Below are 20,225 nucleotides of genomic sequence, written 5' to 3'. Positions count from 1 at the left end.
CAGTTCTGATAACATGTGGTGATCGCTTGGAATAAGCACTCAATCTCAACTAAATCCCCTACGTTGACGCGGTTCTAAGCTACATCCCAAGCAAACCTACCTTTATTAAATCAGCGTCAACGAGGGGGCGCGATGCCATACTCAGTTGACGCTGTCTCAAGCCGGTCTTCACCAGCACTACTTATTTATCCTACTTTGCATAATCGACCGCTCGGACTTCCCGAATAACGGTAACTTTGATATGACCAGGATACTCGAGTTGATCCTCGATCTCTTGTTTAACATCATGGGCTAAAGCCGCTGCTTGCCGATCATTAACCTTGTTTGGTTTTACGATCACCCGTAATTCCCGCCCAGCTTGGATGGCAAAACTATGATCAACTCCGCGATGGTCATTAGCAATCTTTTCTAATTGCTTTAACCGTTGGATGTATTGCTCGAGCGATTCACTCCGTGCTCCTGGCCGGGCACCAGAGATGGCATCTGCCGCTTGGACGAGCACAGCGATAATCGAAGTTGGTTCTACGTCACCATGGTGGGAAGCAATCGTATTGATCACAATTGGACTTTCCTTGTATTTCCGGGTTAATTCAACCCCAAGTTCAACGTGGGAACCATCAACTTCATGGTCAATTGCTTTCCCAATATCATGAAGTAAGCCGGCCCGTTTAGCCATCGTTACGTCTTGGCCGAGTTCAGCCGCCATAATCCCAGCTAGCTTGGCCACTTCAATCGAGTGTTGCAAAACATTTTGTCCGTAACTAGTTCGGTATTCCATTCGCCCGATCGTCTTCATGAGGTCCGGATGAACAGAATGCAAGCCTAGGTCAAAGACGGTTTGTTCGCCGACTTCCCGAAGGTGGTTATCCATGTCCTTTTGAGCCTTTTCAACTGCTTCTTCAATTCGGGCGGGATGAATCCGGCCATCTTGGATCAAATGTTCTAAGGCCATCTTAGCGATTTCCCGCCGGACCGGATCAAAACCGCTCAGCACTACGGCTTCTGGGGTATCATCAATAATTAAATCAATCCCCGTTAAAGTCTCCAAGGTCCGAATATTCCGGCCCTCCCGACCAATAATTCGGCCTTTCATCTCGTCATTCGGTAAGTTAACTACTGAAACCGTAGCTTCTGAAACCATATCGGCTGCTGAACGTTGGATGGCTTCGACAATCAAGGTTTTGGCCTTCCGATCAGCAACTAATTCTGCTTCCTGTTCGCTTTCCCGAATCATAGTTTCACGTTCAACCCGCAATTCATCTTTCAATTGACTCAAAATCTTCTCTCGTGCTTGGTCACGAGTTAAATTAGCAACTTCGGCTAACTTTTCTTGTTGAGCTTGTACCAATTGGGCTACTTGTTGTTGATCCTTTTGAATTTGCTCGTTTCGCTGTTCGACTTTACGTTCGCGAGAACTAATAGCATTTTCTCGATGTTCAAGGAGATTATCCTTACGATCCAAGGTTGTTTCCCGTTGGAGGAGTCTTTCTTCTTGCTTTTGAACTTCACTCCGCCGACTCTTTAACTCTTGTTCGACACTTTCACGGTAACGGTGACTTTCTTCCTTGGCTTCCAAGATTGCCTCTTTCTTGGCAGTCGCCGCATCCTTCTTAGCTTTTTCAATAATCTCCTCGGCGCTATTGTGCGCTTGTGTAATCTGCCGTTCCAAAATTGACTTTCGAATTACATAACCGACAATAATCCCGACAACAATAGCGATGACGGCGGTAAATAAGTTTGTCATACCCATTTCCCCCTCCAAATCAACTATTATTTCGTTATTGGTTTTTAAAATTTTTAACCGATACGTAAAATTTAACGTACAGATTTAATTTTATACGGGCAGAAATAAGGTGTCAACAGGCTAGCTCAGAAAGAAAATGAGAGGGCGGGAAGAAACTCAAATCACTTCCCACCCTCTCTTCATCTCCGCTTATTACTCAGAAACTACGGTCAAAGCAGTCGCTGAATGGTAGTTGCCTTCCTCGTCGGTTGCCCCAACGATTCAGCCTTACAGGGGCTCACAAACGTCAAACAAATTGGTTAGTTTGCTCCAAGGCTAATGCTAACAAATCAGCCTTCATTCTGCTTATTCCAACCAGGCCGTCGAGGAGCTATTCCCCCATCAGCATCAATTGCATCTAAAATTTAAGACTTAGTTGCTCCTGACCTTTTACTTTTGGAATCCGTTGCTTGATCCTTTGGTTCAGCAACTTCTTCTTCGCTTGGCTGATCCATGCCATAAGCAACCCGGACCTTCTTCATTAGGAGGTTCATTTCCGTTGGATGCTCAGTTAACCACTTTTTGGCGTTTTCTCGACCTTGACCAATCCGTTCTTCGCCGTAGGAATACCAAGCCCCACTCTTCTTAATCAAGTCCTTATCCGCCGCCATATCAAGCAATTCACCCATCTTAGAGATCCCTTGCCCGTACATGATGTCGACTTCGGCCTTTTTAAACGGTGGTGCAACCTTGTTCTTAACCACTTTAATCTTAGCGCGGTTCCCAATTATATCAGAACCGTCCTTGATTGGTTCTCCCCGCCGGATTTCAAGCCGCACCGTGGAGTAGAACTTCAAAGCCCGACCACCTGGTGTGGTTTCAGGGTTACCGAACATCACCCCAACCTTTTCCCGAATTTGGTTAATAAAGATGGCAATCGTCTTGGTCTTATTAATTGTCCCCGACAACTTCCGTAGGGCTTGGGACATTAGCCGGGCTTGCAAACCAACGTGCGCGTCCCCCATTTCGCCATCAATTTCTGCTCGCGGAACTAGGGCCGCCACGGAGTCAATAACCACAATATCGATGGCCCCACTAGAGATCAAGGCATCGGCAATTTGTAACCCTTGTTCCCCCGTATCTGGTTGGGAAAGCAAAAGATCGTCAATGTTAACTCCTAAGGCCTTGGCATATTCTGGATCCAAGGCATTTTCAGCATCAATGTAAGCTGCCGTCCCACCTTGTTGTTGGACTTCGGCAACCGCATGTAAGGCCACCGTCGTCTTCCCAGAACTTTCTGGACCGTACATTTCAATAATCCGGCCTCGCGGGTATCCTCCGACACCAAGTGCTTCATCAATTGCTAATGAACCACTTGAGACCGTAGCAATTTTCGTGTCTGCAGCGTCCCCCATCCGCATAATGGCACCCTTACCGAAACTCTTTTCAATCTTCTTCAGGGCGGTATCAAGGGCCGCTTTCCGTTCGTCAGCCACTTACTTCACTTCCTTTTCAAAATCCTAGCATTAATAATATCAGTTTTTTCGCTAAAAACCAAGTCTTTTTCGAACCCGCGTTCTAATTTTCTGCTTGTAGGCGATGATACAGGGCTAGTAAAACTTGGGCCACACTCTGATTTCGAATGGTTTGCCGTCCTAAAAGCCCGGTTAATTTTAATTGCCAGGCCTTGGTTGGGTAATTCTTTTGGGCAATTGCCACAAAAACCGTTCCGGCTGGGTGGCCTTCTAAGGCATCCGGACCAGCGACCCCCGTAAACGAAACCCCCAAGTCAGCATCCATGGCTTGTCGAGCGCCTTCGGCCATCGCCGTAGCCGTTTCTGCACTGACCACACCGTACTTTTGAATCGTTGTTGCTGGCACACCAACTAATTTTTCTTTCGCCCCGGCCGCATAGGTGACAAAGCCACCGTTAAAAACATTCGAGGCACCACTCACACTACAAAGGGTGCTTTGGAAAAGCCCCCCCGTTAAGCTTTCCGCTGCGGTAATTCGATACCCTTTTGCCCGTAAGAGGCGGACAACTTCACCTGCTAAATTTAATCCATCCCCGGTGCCAAAGTAATATTGTTTTTCCTGGGCAATAATTTTTGCTTCGGCTTGATCCAAAGTTTGTTTAGCAACTGTTGCCTCCATCCCGCTCACCTTTAAACGGACTTGAATTTCCGCTGGTTGAACATACGAAGTGGCAACAACCGGTGAATTTCCTAAGGTTGAAGTAATTTCATCCATCAAAAGGGATTCCGGTTGACCGACAAAGTGGAGGTTGCGCGTAATAATTGAGTTTGTAACTCGAAACTGCTTTTTTAGTTCCGGTAAAAGTGATTGCTTTACCATCGCTTTGAACTCACTTGGTGGGCCGGGAAGCACCACTGTGGTTACTTTGCCAGTCGTCACCATTGTCCCCAAGGCCAAACCAACCGGATTAGCTAAGGCTATTCCGTCAGCTAGATAATAGGCTTGGCGAATATTTTCTGGCGTCATCGTGACATGCCGCCGTTCAAAGTTAGCTTGGATGGTCGCCCAGTGATCTTCATCAAGGACCAATTCTTTTCCTAAAGCTTTGGCAACACTAGGCATTGTTTGATCATCATCAGTCGGCCCCAAGCCCCCACAAACAAAAACTAATTGGGCGCGTTTTTGGGCCGTCCGAACTGCCGCAATAATCCGTTCTGGTTCGTCATCAACTGTGGTTTGGTAATGGGCCACTAAATCTATCTGGCGGAGCTGATCCGCCAAGTAGGCAACGTTGGTATTCACGATTTGGCCCAGAATCAGTTCGTTGCCAACGGAAATAATCTCTACTTCCATAAAATATCCCCCTACTTTATATATACGTAATTTTTCCTGATTTCTTAGAAAAAAGCTTTTTAAATTTTGATGAGAAACTAATTTTACTTAGCTAGCACCTATTTTACTCGCTTTAAGCGAAAATGTTATAAAAAGGATAGCCAGAAACAAACATTTCTTGCTATCCTTTTTGAATATAATACAGAAACTCAAGTCAAAAACCATGGCCTTACGGATAAGTGTGAACGCAGACCAATTCTAGTAGCCTTCATCCTCCTCATCCCAGCTCGGTCATCGAGCAGATTTTCTGCCTATCTGATTTATTTAAACCCGTCACTAAAGATATCCTTACTCTTAATGAAGTAATCGGCCCCGGAGTAAACCGTGAAGAATAGGCAGATGTACAACATAATTTCCCCAAATGGGATGTGCGCATAAGCAAAGATGGCGTTGTGTAATAACAAGAAGATAATCGCAATGAACTGGGTGGTCGTCTTAATCTTTCCTGGCATCTTAGCGGCCATCACTTGACCGTTTTGTTCCACGATCAATAAGCGGAGCCCCGTTACGGAAAGTTCCCGCCAAATGATCACCACCGTTACCCAAGCGGGCACACTGCCACTAGCCGTTAAGACAATGAAGGCCGTCATCACTAGCAACTTGTCCGCAAGTGGATCGGCAAACTTCCCAAAGTTAGTAACTAAGTGGTCCCGCCGGGCAATCCGCCCATCTAAGTTATCAGTAATCGTAGCCGCGATAAAGAGGACCGTTGCCCAAACCTGAGCAACCGGTACTGTGGCCCCTAAAAAGCTAACGTCACCCCAACCAAGGGGTAAAACCATCAGTAATAAGAAAAATGGAATAATAATTAACCGCACGACGGTTAACTTATTTGGTAAATTCAAACTAACTCCTCCTCAAAAGCTCGCCTACCGACTAGTTGTGGTAGCAGTGTTATTCGTTGTCGTCGCAGTCGTCGTCCGTTGGTTGTTAGCCGTGGTCGTTGATTGCCCCGTCGTCGTTGTCCCGGTCGTCCGTTGACTCGTACTAGTAGTGGTAGTCCCAGTTGTTGTCCGCGTAGTTCCCGTAGTACCAGTAGTTGTTGCGGTTGAGGTCGAGCTTGAACTTGCTGACGCAGAACTCGTTTGGGTGGAACTAGAGCCAAAGTTAATCGTAATTACCCGGGTTGATGGATAACGATTGTTATTGGTAAAGTTTAGCGTTTGATTACCAAGCTTAATTGTTACCCCACTAGCACTACCAAGGGTAATAACGACTTTCTTAGCCGTCTTTGCAAGCGTAACCGAACCCGTTTGCTTGGCTTGCAATGTCTTGGCCAACCGGCTTGTGTTATCCACGTTAACGGAAGTGTAAAGTGCATTTGTTCCAGCCTTGACCGTCAAATCAGTACTCTTCTTTAAAGTTGCGGTCGTGTTGTAAACAACGCTGGTGGAAGTCCGGGAAGCTTCCGTTAACTTCAACTTAGATTCTTTTTGCTTGCTACTTGATGAAGAAGCCTTTTTCTTGCTAGAACGGCTCGATTCACCCGAAACAGAAACGGAGCTCGAATCAATCTTGGTTGCCGAATCCGCATGGTTCTTAATAATTGTTGTCACCCAAATGGCCCCTAAGATGATTACTACGATCGCCCCAACAATAACCGTGGGGATGTACTTCCGGGCCCGATCAAAGCCATCGGTCGTCACTTTATGGCTCCCCCGCCGGGTTTCAACCGCTTGGCTTAAATGTTCAGAGTACTCCGTCGTCTTGGTCTTAGGCAAGTAATCATCATAATCCTTCAAAAGTTCATTGCCATCAAGGCCGACCGTATCGGCGTATTGCTTAACAAAAGCTCGGACATAGAAATCCCCCGGCAATTCGTCAAACTTTTCGTCTTCAATCGCAATCAAGTAGCGCTTTTGAATCTTGGTAGCTTGTTGTAAATCATCGAGCGTATAGCCATTAGCGACCCGCGCATCTTTTAACTGTTGCCCAATTTGCAAGTGTTTTTCATTTTCACTCATGCTCTATCCTCAATTCTTTTTCCTAATAACCTAGGCAAGTATAGCACATTCTTTTTCCCAACGAATTTAAAGTTTTTATAATTTCTTTTGGAATTAATTAGCGTCAATTTCGTAGACCGTTAACCGGTCCGGTACCATAAAGTCCTTAGCAACTGCTTCAACCTCTTCCCAGGTCAAAGCCTTTAGCGTCCGAATTTCATCAAAAATCGTTAAACTCCCCATGTCCCGGGTCGCAAACCGGTTAACCACCGTTTCCGGCGAGTCTAAAGCACCAACTAGGCGACCTAAAATGCCGTTTTTTAACATCATAAATTGATCCTTCACCGCAGCCAGTTCCGCACTAGCGTTTTCCACTAACTGGCTAATAGCATCTCGAAAGGCGGCCTGTTGTTCGGTTTCAGTCGCAAACATGGCGAAGTTAAAGCCCCGGTTACTTTCAAAGTTGAAACTGAAAGAATCATCGATAATTCCCCGGTTGTACAAGTCTTGATAATGTCGTCCGGTATCATCAAAGAGGAGTTCCAACATTAATGAAATTGCCAATTGGCGCTTCAAGCGGACCTGGGGATCAGTTGTCGATTGCACGCCCCGTAACCCGACAATTACCTTTGGTCGGCTAACCGGCATCGTTAAGTGCCGGTAAGGTAAGATGTCTTTGCCAGTTGGATCTGCAACTTCGAAAGTTATGGCCTTTCCAGTTGGCGCTTTAAAAGCCTTTTGGGCTTGGTTAGCTTTGATCCACTGTAAAGTTTCTTCAGGATCTAAGTTCCCCGCCAGTTGAAGGGTCAAATATTCTGGTTGGTAATAGGCAACGTGGGCCGCATACAATAGCTCTGGGGTAATCTTTTGCAGTGATTCTTCGGTCCCGGCAATGTCGTCCGCTAAGGGATCGTGGGGATAAAGATTTCCCAACATGCCCATATAAAGCCGACTATCTGGATTGTCATTGTACATCCGAATTTCCTGGGAAATAATGCCAATTTCCTTTTGGACCGTTTGATCCGTAAAGTATGGGGTTTGGACAAAATCTAAAAGCACATCGAGATTTTCTTTGAAGTGCCCAGTCGTGGAGTAGAGGTAACTGGTCTGCGTAAAAGCGGTAAAAGCATTGGCATCAGCTCCTAAGGCCCCAAAGAGATCAAAGGCATCATGATCCGCCTTTTCAAATAACTTGTGTTCCAAGAAATGGGCCATCCCAGCCGGGATTGGCTGACCATCTGGTAACGACCGATCGACCGCCCCAAAATCGGTCGTCAACATGGCATAGGTCTTGTGAAACCCGGTCATCGGGATTAATCGGACCCGCAGGCCATTTTCGAGGGTGGTTTCATACACCGTTTGATTAAATTCGCTATAAGTTCGGGTTTCCATCTTAATTCTCCCCTTCAAGGAAATACCGGGCCGCTGGTTCGAGTTGTTGGGCTAAATCAACAATCTTTGCCGGCGTAACTGCTTGAATTGCTGTCGGATAATCACTTGGCTGCGCCTGGTGTAAAATTGTCCGCGCTAAAGCCCGTCCAAGTAGATAGTTTTCATCATCTTGGTTGGCATAGTACTGGTTAATTAAACCGGCTTTAACCTTAGCTACGGTTGTTTCATCGAAATCGCCATTTTGCAGTGCCACAATCTGTTGCTTAATTAATTTTTCAGCTTGATTTACCTGATCCGCTCCAATTCCCGCTGAAATAATTAAGTGGCCAGAAAAGGCCCGCAGACCACTACTTGCGGTGTAAGCCAAACTAGCTTTTTCGCGGACATTGACAAAAAGCTTAGAATAAGGGGTCCCACCCAAAATCCCGTTCATCACAATCGCGGGTCGGTAATCAGGCTCCCCAAAGTAAACCGGGAAAGTGTAAGCCAAATTGAGGTGTGCCTGTTGGATTGGTTGGTGTTCAACCAATTCCTTGAAAGCTTCTTTTGGTTGGTGATGGAACAGGGTGGCTGGTAAATGACTTTCCCGTGGTTGGAACGGTAGTTGTCGGAGGCTCGCCATGACCGTATCTACATCAACGTCCCCAATCACAAAAATATCTACCTGATCTTCATTTAACATCTGGTGGTAAGCAGCGACTGTTGCTTCATTAGTGACCACTTCAGCTTGTGGTAGCGTCCCTGAACTTGGGATTTCCATGACCGAGCCGGTTTGGTAATAAAGTTTTTCCAATTGGCGAACGGAATAAAATTGTTTGTCGTCCTCCCAAGATTTTAGGGTTGCTACCAGGTTAGCCTGTTGCCGTTGCCAAGTAGTTGGGTCAAATTGGTCGTTAACCATTAGGGGATGAAAAATCAATTCTCCCAGGGTAGCAATCATTTCGGTAAGGACGTGGGGGGCAAAGTGTTCATTTACAAAGGTTGCCTTTAACCGCAAAGTGTGAGCATGCCCAATCCGAGTAACATAACCACTGACGGCTGCTCCGTACAGGTTAGCCAAGTGACGGGAAAGTACCGTTTGCGTTGGATACTTTTCACTGCTAGTGACTAATAGGTTTGCTAATAGATTACGTACTACTGCATTTTCCCGCGTCTGCAAGGTTGTAAAGTTTACTAAGACCTTGGTTTGCTTAAATTGTTGTGTGGGGATAATGTGCACGTTTACCCCGTTAGCTAACTGAACATCCAATTAGAATTCCTCCCAATTACTAAGCATAAAGTATGTATCGTTTTAAAACCACTCTAACAATGATAACAAACCTTACCACTGAATACATACTTTTCTGAAAAATATTTGCCATTCAATTGTCAATCAACCCAAATCAATACAAAAAAGCCTTAAGACTAGGAAATCCTAATCTTAAGACTTTAAACTTAATAATTTAATTTAGTAACCTAGGCACGGCTCATGGCCCCGTCGTTCCGGGCATAGAAACGTTGACCATTATAGTAAATGTAACTATTTCGGGTTAAGGCACCAGTTGATTCGTCAAAGTGAACTAAGAGGCCATTAATGTGGGTGAAACCGTGAATCATTTTACCATCGGTACCATAGTAAACGATCCGGCCGTCCTTTAAGGTTACCCAACCCTTAAGCATGTGACCATCGCCTTGCTTAAAGTTGTACCAACCACCGTTGACGTATTGTTCCCCATAAACCATGTGGCCTTGGCTGTTGTAATCAACGACTCGACCATCTGGTAAGGTCGTAATGCCAGTAGCCATTGCCCCAGTTGTCTTGTTGAAGAAGTACCAGTACCCACCAAGGTACTTTTCACCATATTGCATTGCACCATTAGCATCGTAGTAAACTGTTCGACCATCATTCAACTTTTGGAAACCAGTTAAGTACTTACCATCGGCCGTTACCAACCGCCATGCACCATTAATGTATGCTTCATGAGTCTTCGTAGTATCAGTCTTGGTCATAACCCCATTCTTATCAATTGAGTAAGTTACTCCGTTGACCGTCTTCGTGGTGTTCTTTAATAAAGCACCAGTTACATCGTTAAAGTAGTAAGTCTTTCCATCAGGAAGGGTTTGCATGCCATGAACCATTCCGGTTACCTTACCAGTCTTAGCATCAAAGGCGTAGTAAACTACCCGACCATCCTTTAATGTAACCCAACCGGATTTAACGGCCCCAGTAACACTGTCAAGATCGAACCATGCCCCATCAATGTAGTTTTCACCATGAAGCATAGCCCCCTTGTCGTTGTAGTAAACTACCCGGCCATCCTTCAGGGTTTGCCAACCAGTAAGGTACTTACCATCAGCTGACTTCAACCGCCATGCACCGTTTTCGTAAACTTCATGAGCAGTCGCCTTAGTCATAACCCCATTCTTATCAATTGAATAAGTTACTCCGTTGACTGTCTTCGTGGTGTTCTTTAATAAAGCACCGGTTACATCATCAAAGTAGTAAGTCTTTCCATCAGGAAGAGTTTGCATCCCGTGGACCATCCCGGTTACCTTACCCGTCTTAGTATCAGAGGCGTAGTAAACTACCCGACCATCCTTTAAAGTAACCCAATCAGACTTTACGGCACCAGTAACATCATCAAGGTAGAACCAGGCATCACCAATATAAGCTTCACCATGTAACATGGCACCTTTTTCACTGTAGTAAACTACCCGGCCATCCTTCAGGGTTTGCCAACCAGTGAGGTACTTGCCTTCAGCCGTTACTAGCCGCCATGCACCATTAATATACTTTTCCTTTGGTTCTGCATTTGCAGCGGAAGAGTCAGCAGATGAATTAGCACTGCTGTTTGCCGAAGAGTTAGCACTGTTGTTTGCGGATGAATTTGCTGAAGCACTTTGAGCCGCAGATGCGGAAGCACTAGCACTAGCTGAAGCTGCTTCTTCAGCTGCCGCTAAAGCTTCCATCACATTGGTCTTAAGGTAAGCAACTTCATTGTGGTTACCCACCCCAAAGTTAATCGTCATGTTTAACTTGTAAACATCCTTGATGTCACTCGTGGTAACCGTCCAATCTTTTCCATTATTACTGGAAACAAAGGCATTGTTGCCATCAGCCAAACTTAATTGCTTAATCATTGAAGCAAGTGAAGCTGATTGATCATTCATCGAAATCGTTAAGGTTAATTGACCGTTTTGCTTAACTGCCTTCCCAGTATTTTTAAAGAAACCTGCCATTTCAGACGTTGCGCTGGTTTCATTACCATTAGAATCTGCCTTTTCAAAAGTTACACTTGGCGCTGCTGAGACAGCTGACGTACTAGTGGTAGTACTTGAATTAGCGTTTGTCCCTGAGGTTGCCGGCGCTACGCTAGAACTTGCACTAGATGATGCCGGTATTGCGCTTGAGCTAGCACTACTATTCGCTGAAGCGGCGGCGCTTGAATCACTAGCACTTGCGCTTGCAACTGCAGTTGTACTTGTTGATGCGGTTGCAGTGTTATCGGCAGCATTGGCGGCCACTTGGCCCCCCGCCATCAAACTAACCGCCGTAATCCCGGCAACTAACCATAATTTACCACTCTTGTACATCTTAAAATGACGCTTAATTTCTGGTGTTTGTTTACTCATGCGAAACTCCTTCAATTGATAATCAAAATTTTGCTTAACGGTTAAATTTTACCATTTATCGAAAACGCCTTCAATTATTTAGAAGGCAAAACAACCAATTTCCGCAGAAATTGATTGTTTGATAAACTACTTCCGGTATACATAGTAGTATGGCCGTTCATCATAATTCCAATAATAGTTATAATTCAAGTTTTGAACGGCAGTATTCTTTTGCCCATCCGTGTAGTAACAAGTCGAGATCATCTTGGCATCACTACCCGAACCAGTCATAATCCCCGTATGGCCAAATTCACCAGCACTGTAACCTTTCCGGCCCCAGATAATAACGTCACCAAGCCGGTGGTCATTTTCATAACCAGAGTTTTCATGAACTAAGTGGTAGCCATTTTGGATTAAGTAGCCGTGAAGGCTTTCTGTGTTGTAAAGGTAAGAATATGGTACTCCAGAGGCTTCATAAATGGCCCGGGTCACTGAACCAGAACAATCGGCCGTACCATCAGCTCCATCCCGAGAACCATACATTGAATAAGTGATCTTACCAACCCGATGGTAAAACCAGGAAATTAATCTGATCGTGTAACTATCCGTGATTTGAGCACCAGTTCCAGAATCAAAGAAGTATTCCTTACCACCAATCCAGACGTCACCCCGCGCAGCATCACCGGTTGATAGGTTAAAGTAGTATTCTTTCCCACCAAAGTTCTTCCACCCGTAAATCATGTGACCTTGGTTATCATAATAGACTAACCGACCATCGGTAAGCTTGGTGAAACCTTTGCTCATAGTACCCGTCGATTCGTTAAAATGGTACCAGTAACCATTGAGGTACATTTCACCGTGTTTCATTTGACCATTAGTTTGGTAGTATACATAACGGCCATCTGGTAGAGTAACAAAACCAGTCTTCATGGCACCAGTATTGGTATCAAAATCGTACCAAGCCCCATTAATGTAAGCTTCGCCATGCTTCATAACTGCAGTAGTTGGATCATAGTAAACAGTCCGACTATCACTAATCTTTTGCCAACCGGTCTTAACTTGGCCACTCTTAGCATCGTAAAGGTATCAGTTACCGTTGATGTAGTTTTCACCGTTAGTAAGTTGTAACCTCCCATTAACACTAACTTTAAAGGTTTGGTCGCCTAACTTAATAGTGGTGTCTTTAGTTAACTCACCATTTTCATTAAAGTACAGGAGTTGCTTTGTGGCTGGATTAAAGTAAACCGTGCTCTTCGCCTCGCCCTTCAACGCACCCGTAATGTTATCAAAGTTATAAAGGTGATCGTCCATTAATTGAGCACCATGGAGCATTCCTTGCCCAGAGCCGTCGGCCTTCAAATCATAGTAAACTTTCCGACCATCGGGTAAGGTTGTCCAACCAGACGCCATCTTTCCAGTTACCTTGTTAAAGAAATACCAGTGTCCGTTGATATAGTTTTCACCATAAAGCATTTCACCCTTACCATTATAATAAACGGTCCGACCATCCCTTAATTGGACAAAACCAGTTGCCATAGTTCCATCTTGGTTAAAGTAACGCCATGAATTATTGGCATAAGCTTCAGAGTCTTCAACTCGTGCTGGGCTAAAGTCATAAGTCTTACCGTTAATGGTTTGAAGACCTGTCTTTTCGGCCCCAGTGATCGGATCAAAGTAGTAGGCCTTGTTAGTGTTTGGCAAAGTTTGCATACCATGGAGCATTCCTTGCCCAGAAACAGAATTGGTTCCCTTTTTAACGTCATAGTAAACTTCTCGACCATCTGGAAGTTTAATCCAACCAGTTGCCACATCGCCATCTACTTTATTGAAGTAGTACCAATGATTGCCAATATACCTTTCACCATACTCCATCTGGTATGTACTCGGATTGTAGTAAGCTTCCCGGTTACCCGAAAGATTCCGCCAACCAGATAATTTATTACCATCGCTATCTTTAAGGTACCAGTGACCATTTTCGTAAGTTTCTGTTGGAGCTGCACTTGTTACTCGCTTAGTAATTGTCGTGGCTTGTTTTGAAGCTTGAACTTCTGTACTACTTACGGGAGTAATATTAACTGACTTCGTTTGAAGAGTTGCCCCAGCATTTACGTCGGTACTACTACTATTACTATTAGCTACCATTTGACTATTAGTACTTGCTGAAGCCACTGTCGTAGCTGCAACTTGATCATTAGTCGAGTTAGCAACCGTTACCGTATTTGTATCCGCTTGGGCCATCATTGTACTTCCGAAGAGAACGCCCAGGGCAGTGATACCGGCTAATAACCACTGTTTTTTTGCCTTATACATTTTAAAGTGCGTCTTTGATTCCATTCCTTCATATCTCCTTCACAAACAATTCATCACGCCTTTCATCTTACTCGTCACATAATTACTTTTCAATTGAAAAATTTAAGAAAACCTTAAAAACACAAAAAAAAGGAAGATTTCCTACATTTAGTGGAAATCTTCCTTTCAATTTTTGAGGGTCTACAATATTTGGTACTGATAGGAGTAAAATCCTAGCAGTACCAATTTTTGATTTAGGGGATTTTATGTATAAAAAAAGAAGACGGCTGTCCCCCGTCTCTTCAAAAAGAAAGGACCGTCTCCATGAATGAGTATATCAAAAATCTAACGGGATTAACAGACAACTTGATTAAATTTAGCCCCAAATTCAAGGATAGTGAGCGGATAAAGGTGATTCAAGCTGTCCCCAGCTCACAATCAGTTCACCATCAATTTAAACGAATGACGCACAATGAAGTTTATTTACGACAATCATATCCTTCAGCTTGTCCACATTGTGGGCGCTTAATGCGAAAGAATGGTTTTAAAACCGTTTATTTGAAAGGACTTGATATTGCGGGGTTGCCAACAATTCTAGTAGTTGAAAAGCAGAAATACATTTGTCCGCGACAAAAAGGATGTCCCGAATTAACTACTGACCTTGCACGAATTCACGGAATTGATAAGAATCATCAGATTCTTGATAAAGTGAAACAACAGGCGCTTCTGGCCCTAACAGAAAAACGCTCCGTTAAAGATATTTCTGCCAACCTGCACATTTCCGAAGGAACAGTAAATCGGCTTTTCCCCCAACTAGCCCCTCAGTTTAAGGCGAATTATAAATTTTTACCACCAGTAATTGCGTTTGATGACTTTAGTTCAGGTAAATTTGCCGCAACTCAAATGAGTATGGCACTGATGAACCCGCAAACACATGAATTACTGGATATTATTGAGTCAAGAAATAGCTACGCGCTTAGGAAGTATTTCTATCGGTATGACTTTCATGCCCGAGCCAAAGTCAAGCTTGTCATTGTCGACTTGTATCAGCCATATCGGACGATTGTCCGTGATCTATTTCCGAATGCCCTTATTGTCGCCGACCGATTTCATATCATTGCCCAAGCATACCGGGCAGTAAATCAAATCCGGATTCAAACGATGAAGGCGGTTAAGGAGTCTAACCCTGCTTTATCAAGAGCGCTTAAGCGTTATTGGCGCTATGTGCTAAAAGATCGGACAGATCTTGATTGGCAAAGTTTCCGGCGCTACCGCGTCTTTGGCGGTGCGCAGTTAACCGAAGTAGAATTAACTGATCGTTTAACAAATGCCAGTGAGGAACTTCTAGGAGCTTACAACTATTACCAAGCCTTACTTCACGCCATGCACAATCGTAATATTAAGAGCTTAGAGGCACTATTAACAGATAAAGTTGACTGCCTTACCACAACCTTTGCGCAAGACCCAAAGAACCTTACGTAACCATCAGAACGAAATTAAGCGTAGCTTTGAAACTTTCTACAGTAATGGGCCTCTCGAAGGAACTAATAACCTCATCAAAGTAATTAAACGTATCGCCTTTGGCTATCGAAGTTTCTACAACTTCCGTTTAAGAATTCTCTTAGTCGCCAAGAACCCGCATTTTAAGATTAAATTGAGGGACAAAAAAGGCCACCCGCGTCGGGCAGCCTAAACTAGACCAATTTAGCCTTAAAAATTCTATCAGTACCAGTTGACGAAGAGCCATTTTTGAATTCGCTTTATTTAGTTAGAGCTACTCGAGCTAGAGCGAATGATCGTAGCTTCGCTTGGCAAAGCACCAGACCAATCAGCGTAAGTCGTTTGGCCGTTCTTCGTTTGCCGATCCATCCCATCACTATCAACGTGGTGAGTTACACCATTTGCATCGGTCCAAGTAGCCACATCCCCTAAGCCAAGTTGACGGCTTGAGTCAACCGCTGATGAAGAACTCTTAGATGAGCTTGAGCTGTCATCATCAGTAGTTGCTTGGCTATTAGCATCGTTCTTGGAAGAAGTGTTACTACTATTACTATTAGAAGCAGAACTACTTTCAGAAGATTCTTTCTTTGCGTTGGAATCCTTGGTTGAATTCTTGTTTGCCTTAACACTCTTCTTTACAACCTTGCTAGAAGTCGTGTTGCTTGAAGAATCAGATGCTTTCTTAGAATTGCCACATCCAGCAACAAAAAACATCATTGCAACTAACATTACGACCGCAGCGAAACTCTTTTTAAAGTTTTTCATTGGTAATCTTTCTCCTAAGTCCTTAATAAATTTCAATCACTTTTCTTATGATCGTCACTACTTTAACAACTATTATACCAAAAGAAATCTCAGTAACAAGCATTAACCCAGATTCCCTTAAGATTTCTAAAAAAATTAAGCCCCTAAATCAAAAATTACTTCATCTTCCAATCCTTAACCAAATACTGCTTTCCCGCAGTTAAATCATATTGAATCAGCTGATAGTCATGATAAAGCTGTTTTTGTTTCTTGGTAAAGTGCTTTTGACTAATGATCTTGCCTTGGCGGGTAACAAATTGAGGATGAGGAGCGTAACTATTTGATTGCTCACCAGTCATATTCATCACTTCTGCCGGTAAATCATGCCAAGCATCAGTTAAGAAAGCTAAGTATGGAGTAACTTTGGAATTAGTTTGTTCAGCTACCATTGCCATAAATTCGTTTGGCGCCACAAACTTGGTATCCCTGGTTAAATTCTTAGCCCCTTGTTCTCTTGCCGCCTTATTTGAATAAATAAAGTAGTCGGTCTCGTGGAGCTTCTCGCCATCTTTAGCAAACGAATTAGCATAAATCCCAGGAAGATGATCACCATAAAAGACAACGGTAACTGGTTGTTTCAATTGATCAAGTTTGGTAATAAACTGTTTAACTTCTTGATCAGTATGGTGAATCCCGCCAACATAATCTTTCAATTGCGACACTGACGTTTGATTTGTGATTTTTATTTTATATTTGCTTGGTAAATCATAATAGTTACGATCAAATGGAAAATGGTTTTGCATCGATATCAAATTGATAAATTGACCATTCGGATGTAATTTAAGTTGATCTAATGTGTTCTCATATGCTGTTTGATCAGATAAATATGGGGAACGATCCAGCTTTTTTTGATGCTTAATTTTATATTTACTTCCTAAATACATAAACTTATTAAATTTAAATTTCTTATATACAGAAATACGACTATAAAAAGTACCTTCATATGGGTGAATTGCCGTTGACGTCTTAAAAAGTTGATTAAACGACCATGAATAACTCATTCCCGGTACTAATTGGGTATATGGAATTGTTAACATTGGCATAAAACTAGCAACTGGTAATCCTGTCAGGGTCATATATTCCATATTTGCTGTTCCCCCACCATATCCGGAACTAAGCATTAAACCACTGGTAGTTTGACTTTTAATTGCATCAATTCGTTTAATTGGATTCTTTGAAATCAATATATTAGGTACCCGACGAGGATCTGAAAAACTTTCGCTTAAATTAAAAATAATTGACTGTTTATGAAGTTCATTCGTTCGTTGCTTATTTATTTTCTTTGCTTCTTGTCGATAATGTTTTGCAACTTTCTCCATGGTTGCTCGATTATAATCTTTTGGTCGATTCATAATAGTAACATCTATATTATTTAAAAGTTGAACTAATGGTCCACTGTTTTGTACTCCTTCTAGTTGGTCGTAGAAAGCTGGATCATTGCCAAAAGCTTTCAAAAGCATGCCAATTCGATTACCAGGATGATTCCAGAAACAAGATGAACCAAAAATTAGTGAAATAATAACAATAACAATTAATCGTTTAAGTGGTCTTTGCTCTATCTTTACTTGATGTTTTCTTTCTAGATAAAAAATACCGAAAACTAAAGCAAAAATCAAAAGTATAGCTATTATTAAGACACCATCCGGTACCATCTTAAAAACGTCACCATAAGCCTGAAACATTTTTACTTCTGCAGGTAGAATCGGATCATTTCGTACTTCAATCTTGATCTGATTAGCGATCGTCCAAAAGATTTCTGCAAAAAGTGAAATGATTAAACTAACCCAGTAGCGATTTGTGATTGCAAGCAAACCACGATAAATTAACCATAAAAAGAAAGCATTAACAATGATCATGCCTTGGAGCCTTACAAATATCATTACAAGCATTGAAGCTTTAAATGTCGTTAATACACCTACAAAAGATAAATAGGCTACGCAATAAATTGTAAAGAGTGCAAAAAGTTGCCTTTGATACTTAACAATATATTTTTTTATGGCACTCTTTGCTTCGTCGAATGTTGTCGGAAATTGAACTTCACTAAAATTCTTTAGGTCAGTATTTAGAATGATATATTTCCACCCCAAACCAACGACGTAAGTAATAATTGTTATCCCAATAGCACATATAAGAACGTACTCAAAACGTAAAATTAGATCTCCTGGAAAATTGGTGATCAGCTTAGTCCAATAAGTACTAACTATAGGTAATGTAGAAATTATACTTAATGGTACAATTAGATTAGATAATTTTAAAGACAATCTAAATTTAATTTTTCTGTATAACTCAGTTAACCCAACAATAACAAAACCATTCCCTAAACTTGAAAAACGTGTTGCTGTTGATAGGTTCCAGTGAGCTAATGATGAAAACAATGGCATTCCTAGAGCCAATATAAAACCTACACCGAGAATGGTAATTGGGACTTTCTTACTACCAGTGCATTCGTGCAGATTTGCTCCAAGAAGAATAATTAATACGTAAATTAGAGCTGTATCTTGCCCACTAATTCCCCACAAATTTACATTAAAGATTGTTTGTGTTAAAAAAAGTAACTCAATAACCCAATTTATTTTAGTTTTAATTTCACTTGTTAATTCTTTTGTTAGGAAAATAATAAACGGAGTTATCAACAATGCAATGACTATATTAGATGCGCCTCGTAAGATAGGGAAAAACACAGTGATTAAATCCGAAAACTGAAAATGTTTTCCCCTCAGTAGGCCTCCCAATAAACTTAGGCTACCTACAAAAACTACTAATAACCAATTCTGTATAATCCAACCAGTTGGTTTTGACAATTTTTTATATTGTTGCCCTACTTCCAATAAAACCCAAATCTCCACCATATTTAAAATAGTGTGAATACCTTGTAAAATAACAATTTTTGTCAGGCCAATGCTATTACCGATATATGGTAATGAATCTTTACTCCAAAGAATTAAATTCGATATGTCATTACCGTAATTTATAAATGGTAATGAATTATTCCATAGAAGTAAATTAAACACGAACAAAACTATTAAAACCTGACTAAATGACCAACTAATAACCTTTTTAACCATGATGACTCCCATAATATTGAATTCTATGTAAAAACGGTTGGTAAAACCAACCGTTACCATAACTTACTATTTTGACTTATTATTAAACTTTGTCGTAAAAGTTTCTTCTTCAATGTTATATCGTGGACGCCGTTTAACTTCAGTAAACACCTTCCCTACATATTCACCGATAACACTTAAGGAAATTAATTGAATCCCTCCGAGAAGCCAAATTGAAACCATTAGAGAAGACCAACCCGAAACAACATGCCCAGCAAATTTTTGGTAAATCGTGTATAGCATTAGGAAGATACTAATGAACACGATAACAATGCCCATTCCTAATATCAAATGAATTGGAGCGATTGAAAAAGAGGTAATCCCATCTAAAGCAAAATGTAACATCTTACTAAGGGGATACTTAGATTTGCCCGCAAATCTCTCTTTTCGTGGATAATAGACCTTAGTGGATTTAAATCCAACTAAGGGTACCATCCCCCGTAAAAAGAGGTTCCGTTCCTTGTACTGTAATAAAGCTTCTGTAGCTCTTTTACTCAATAGCCGATAATCAGCTGAATCAGGAACAAGATTAACGCCCATCTTTCGCATTAAAGCGTAGTATGCTAAAGCCGTCCGTCGCTTAAAAGCAGTGTCAGTTTCTCGACTATTACGGACCCCATATACAACGTCATTACCTTTAAGATAAGCATCAACCATTTTCGGAATGGCATTCACATCATCCTGTAAGTCAGCATCAATGGTAATTAACATATCAGCATGCTTCACCGCCACTGTCATCCCCGCCAATAAGGCATTTTGATGACCATAATTTCGTGTAAACTTAATTCCGGTTACATATTCATATTTCTCAGTATAATTCTGGATTAATTGCCAAGTTTTATCCTTACTTCCATCGTTAACAAAGAGTAATTTACTATCTGAAGCAATCTTTCCAAGAGAAATAAGATTTTCTAGAATATTACCAAGTTCCTTAACTGTTTCAGGAAGGACTTCTTCCTCATTAAAACAAGGAATAATAATTGTTAATAAATTTTTCTTCTGTTTCATATC

Annotated in this window: 15 protein-coding genes and 1 pseudogene; 2 read left to right on the top strand and 14 right to left on the bottom strand. The window is 42.1% G+C overall.

Annotated features, from left to right (window positions below; all coding sequences use genetic code 11):
- Window positions 1-190 precede the first annotated feature (190 nt).
- The 11 genes and pseudogenes from rny to GTO83_RS02420 form a co-directional block, all read right to left on the bottom strand.
- Entirely contained in the window at window positions 191-1,744 is a 1,554-nt protein-coding gene (gene rny / locus GTO83_RS02465; RefSeq protein WP_370524326.1) for a ribonuclease Y, read from the bottom strand.
- 404 nt (window positions 1,745-2,148) lie between these two features.
- Window positions 2,149-3,219: a recombinase RecA gene (recA, locus tag GTO83_RS02460; RefSeq protein WP_180871566.1), complete on the bottom strand. Its 1,071-nt coding sequence runs from the start codon at window positions 3,217-3,219 to the stop codon at window positions 2,149-2,151.
- Between the two features lie 82 nt (window positions 3,220-3,301).
- Window positions 3,302-4,552, bottom strand: coding sequence for a competence/damage-inducible protein A (locus GTO83_RS02455; protein ID WP_180871565.1), 1,251 nt, complete (start codon window positions 4,550-4,552; stop codon window positions 3,302-3,304).
- Between the two features lie 299 nt (window positions 4,553-4,851).
- Complete coding sequence (pgsA, locus tag GTO83_RS02450; protein WP_180871564.1) at window positions 4,852-5,436, bottom strand: CDP-diacylglycerol--glycerol-3-phosphate 3-phosphatidyltransferase; 585 nt, start codon at window positions 5,434-5,436, stop codon at window positions 4,852-4,854.
- Window positions 5,437-5,460: 24 nt separating this feature from the next.
- Window positions 5,461-6,555 carry a RodZ family helix-turn-helix domain-containing protein gene (locus GTO83_RS02445; RefSeq protein ID WP_180871563.1) on the bottom strand — a complete coding sequence of 365 codons (1,095 nt, stop codon included), beginning with the start codon at window positions 6,553-6,555 and terminating at the stop codon, window positions 5,461-5,463.
- Between the two features lie 93 nt (window positions 6,556-6,648).
- Window positions 6,649-7,926 carry an EF-P 5-aminopentanol modification-associated protein YfmH gene (gene yfmH, locus GTO83_RS02440; RefSeq protein WP_180871562.1) on the bottom strand — a complete coding sequence of 426 codons (1,278 nt, stop codon included), beginning with the start codon at window positions 7,924-7,926 and terminating at the stop codon, window positions 6,649-6,651.
- Window position 7,927: 1 nt separating this feature from the next.
- On the bottom strand, window positions 7,928-9,175 hold the full coding sequence (yfmF, locus tag GTO83_RS02435; RefSeq protein ID WP_180871561.1) for an EF-P 5-aminopentanol modification-associated protein YfmF: 1,248 nt from the start codon (window positions 9,173-9,175) through the stop codon (window positions 7,928-7,930).
- Between the two features lie 206 nt (window positions 9,176-9,381).
- Entirely contained in the window at window positions 9,382-11,538 is a 2,157-nt protein-coding gene (locus tag GTO83_RS02430) for a KxYKxGKxW signal peptide domain-containing protein (RefSeq protein WP_180871560.1), read from the bottom strand.
- A 126-nt stretch (window positions 11,539-11,664) separates the two neighbouring features.
- Entirely contained in the window at window positions 11,665-12,321 is a 657-nt protein-coding gene (locus GTO83_RS02425; RefSeq protein WP_370524346.1) for a peptidoglycan amidohydrolase family protein, read from the bottom strand.
- A gap of 129 nt (window positions 12,322-12,450) precedes the next feature.
- Window positions 12,451-12,558, bottom strand: a pseudogene (locus tag GTO83_RS10910) (hypothetical protein); the annotation flags it as partial.
- 45 nt (window positions 12,559-12,603) lie between these two features.
- On the bottom strand, window positions 12,604-13,851 hold the full coding sequence (locus tag GTO83_RS02420) for a KxYKxGKxW signal peptide domain-containing protein (RefSeq protein WP_180871558.1): 1,248 nt from the start codon (window positions 13,849-13,851) through the stop codon (window positions 12,604-12,606).
- Window positions 13,852-14,130: 279 nt separating this feature from the next.
- On the opposite strand from GTO83_RS02420, the gene GTO83_RS02415 reads away from it, so the two are divergent.
- Window positions 14,131-15,288: an ISL3 family transposase gene (locus tag GTO83_RS02415; protein WP_180871557.1), complete on the top strand. Its 1,158-nt coding sequence runs from the start codon at window positions 14,131-14,133 to the stop codon at window positions 15,286-15,288.
- Window positions 15,239-15,499: a transposase gene (locus GTO83_RS11075; protein WP_180871556.1), complete on the top strand. Its 261-nt coding sequence runs from the start codon at window positions 15,239-15,241 to the stop codon at window positions 15,497-15,499. The genes GTO83_RS02415 and GTO83_RS11075 overlap by 50 nt, the downstream gene beginning before the upstream one ends.
- 71 nt (window positions 15,500-15,570) lie before the next feature.
- Here GTO83_RS11075 and GTO83_RS02405 read toward each other — a convergent pair whose 3' ends face one another.
- The 3 genes from GTO83_RS02405 to GTO83_RS02395 all read right to left on the bottom strand — a co-directional run bounded on the left by GTO83_RS02405 (window position 15,571) and on the right by GTO83_RS02395 (window position 20,222).
- Window positions 15,571-16,071 (bottom strand): hypothetical protein, encoded by a 501-nt coding sequence (locus GTO83_RS02405; RefSeq protein ID WP_180871555.1) that lies wholly within the window; start codon window positions 16,069-16,071, stop codon window positions 15,571-15,573.
- A 155-nt stretch (window positions 16,072-16,226) separates the two neighbouring features.
- A complete protein-coding gene (locus GTO83_RS02400; RefSeq protein WP_180871554.1) occupies window positions 16,227-19,175 on the bottom strand; it encodes an alkaline phosphatase family protein in 2,949 nt (982 codons plus the stop codon).
- A 66-nt stretch (window positions 19,176-19,241) separates the two neighbouring features.
- Window positions 19,242-20,222: a glycosyltransferase family 2 protein gene (locus tag GTO83_RS02395; RefSeq protein WP_180872095.1), complete on the bottom strand. Its 981-nt coding sequence runs from the start codon at window positions 20,220-20,222 to the stop codon at window positions 19,242-19,244.
- Window positions 20,223-20,225: the final 3 nt, after the last annotated feature.

Source organism: Lactobacillus sp. 3B(2020), from assembly GCF_013487845.1.
Lineage (GTDB): Bacteria > Bacillota > Bacilli > Lactobacillales > Lactobacillaceae > Limosilactobacillus > Limosilactobacillus alvi.
The sequence above is the reverse complement of the archived record's forward strand: the minus strand, read 5'-3'. Positions and strand labels throughout refer to the sequence as shown.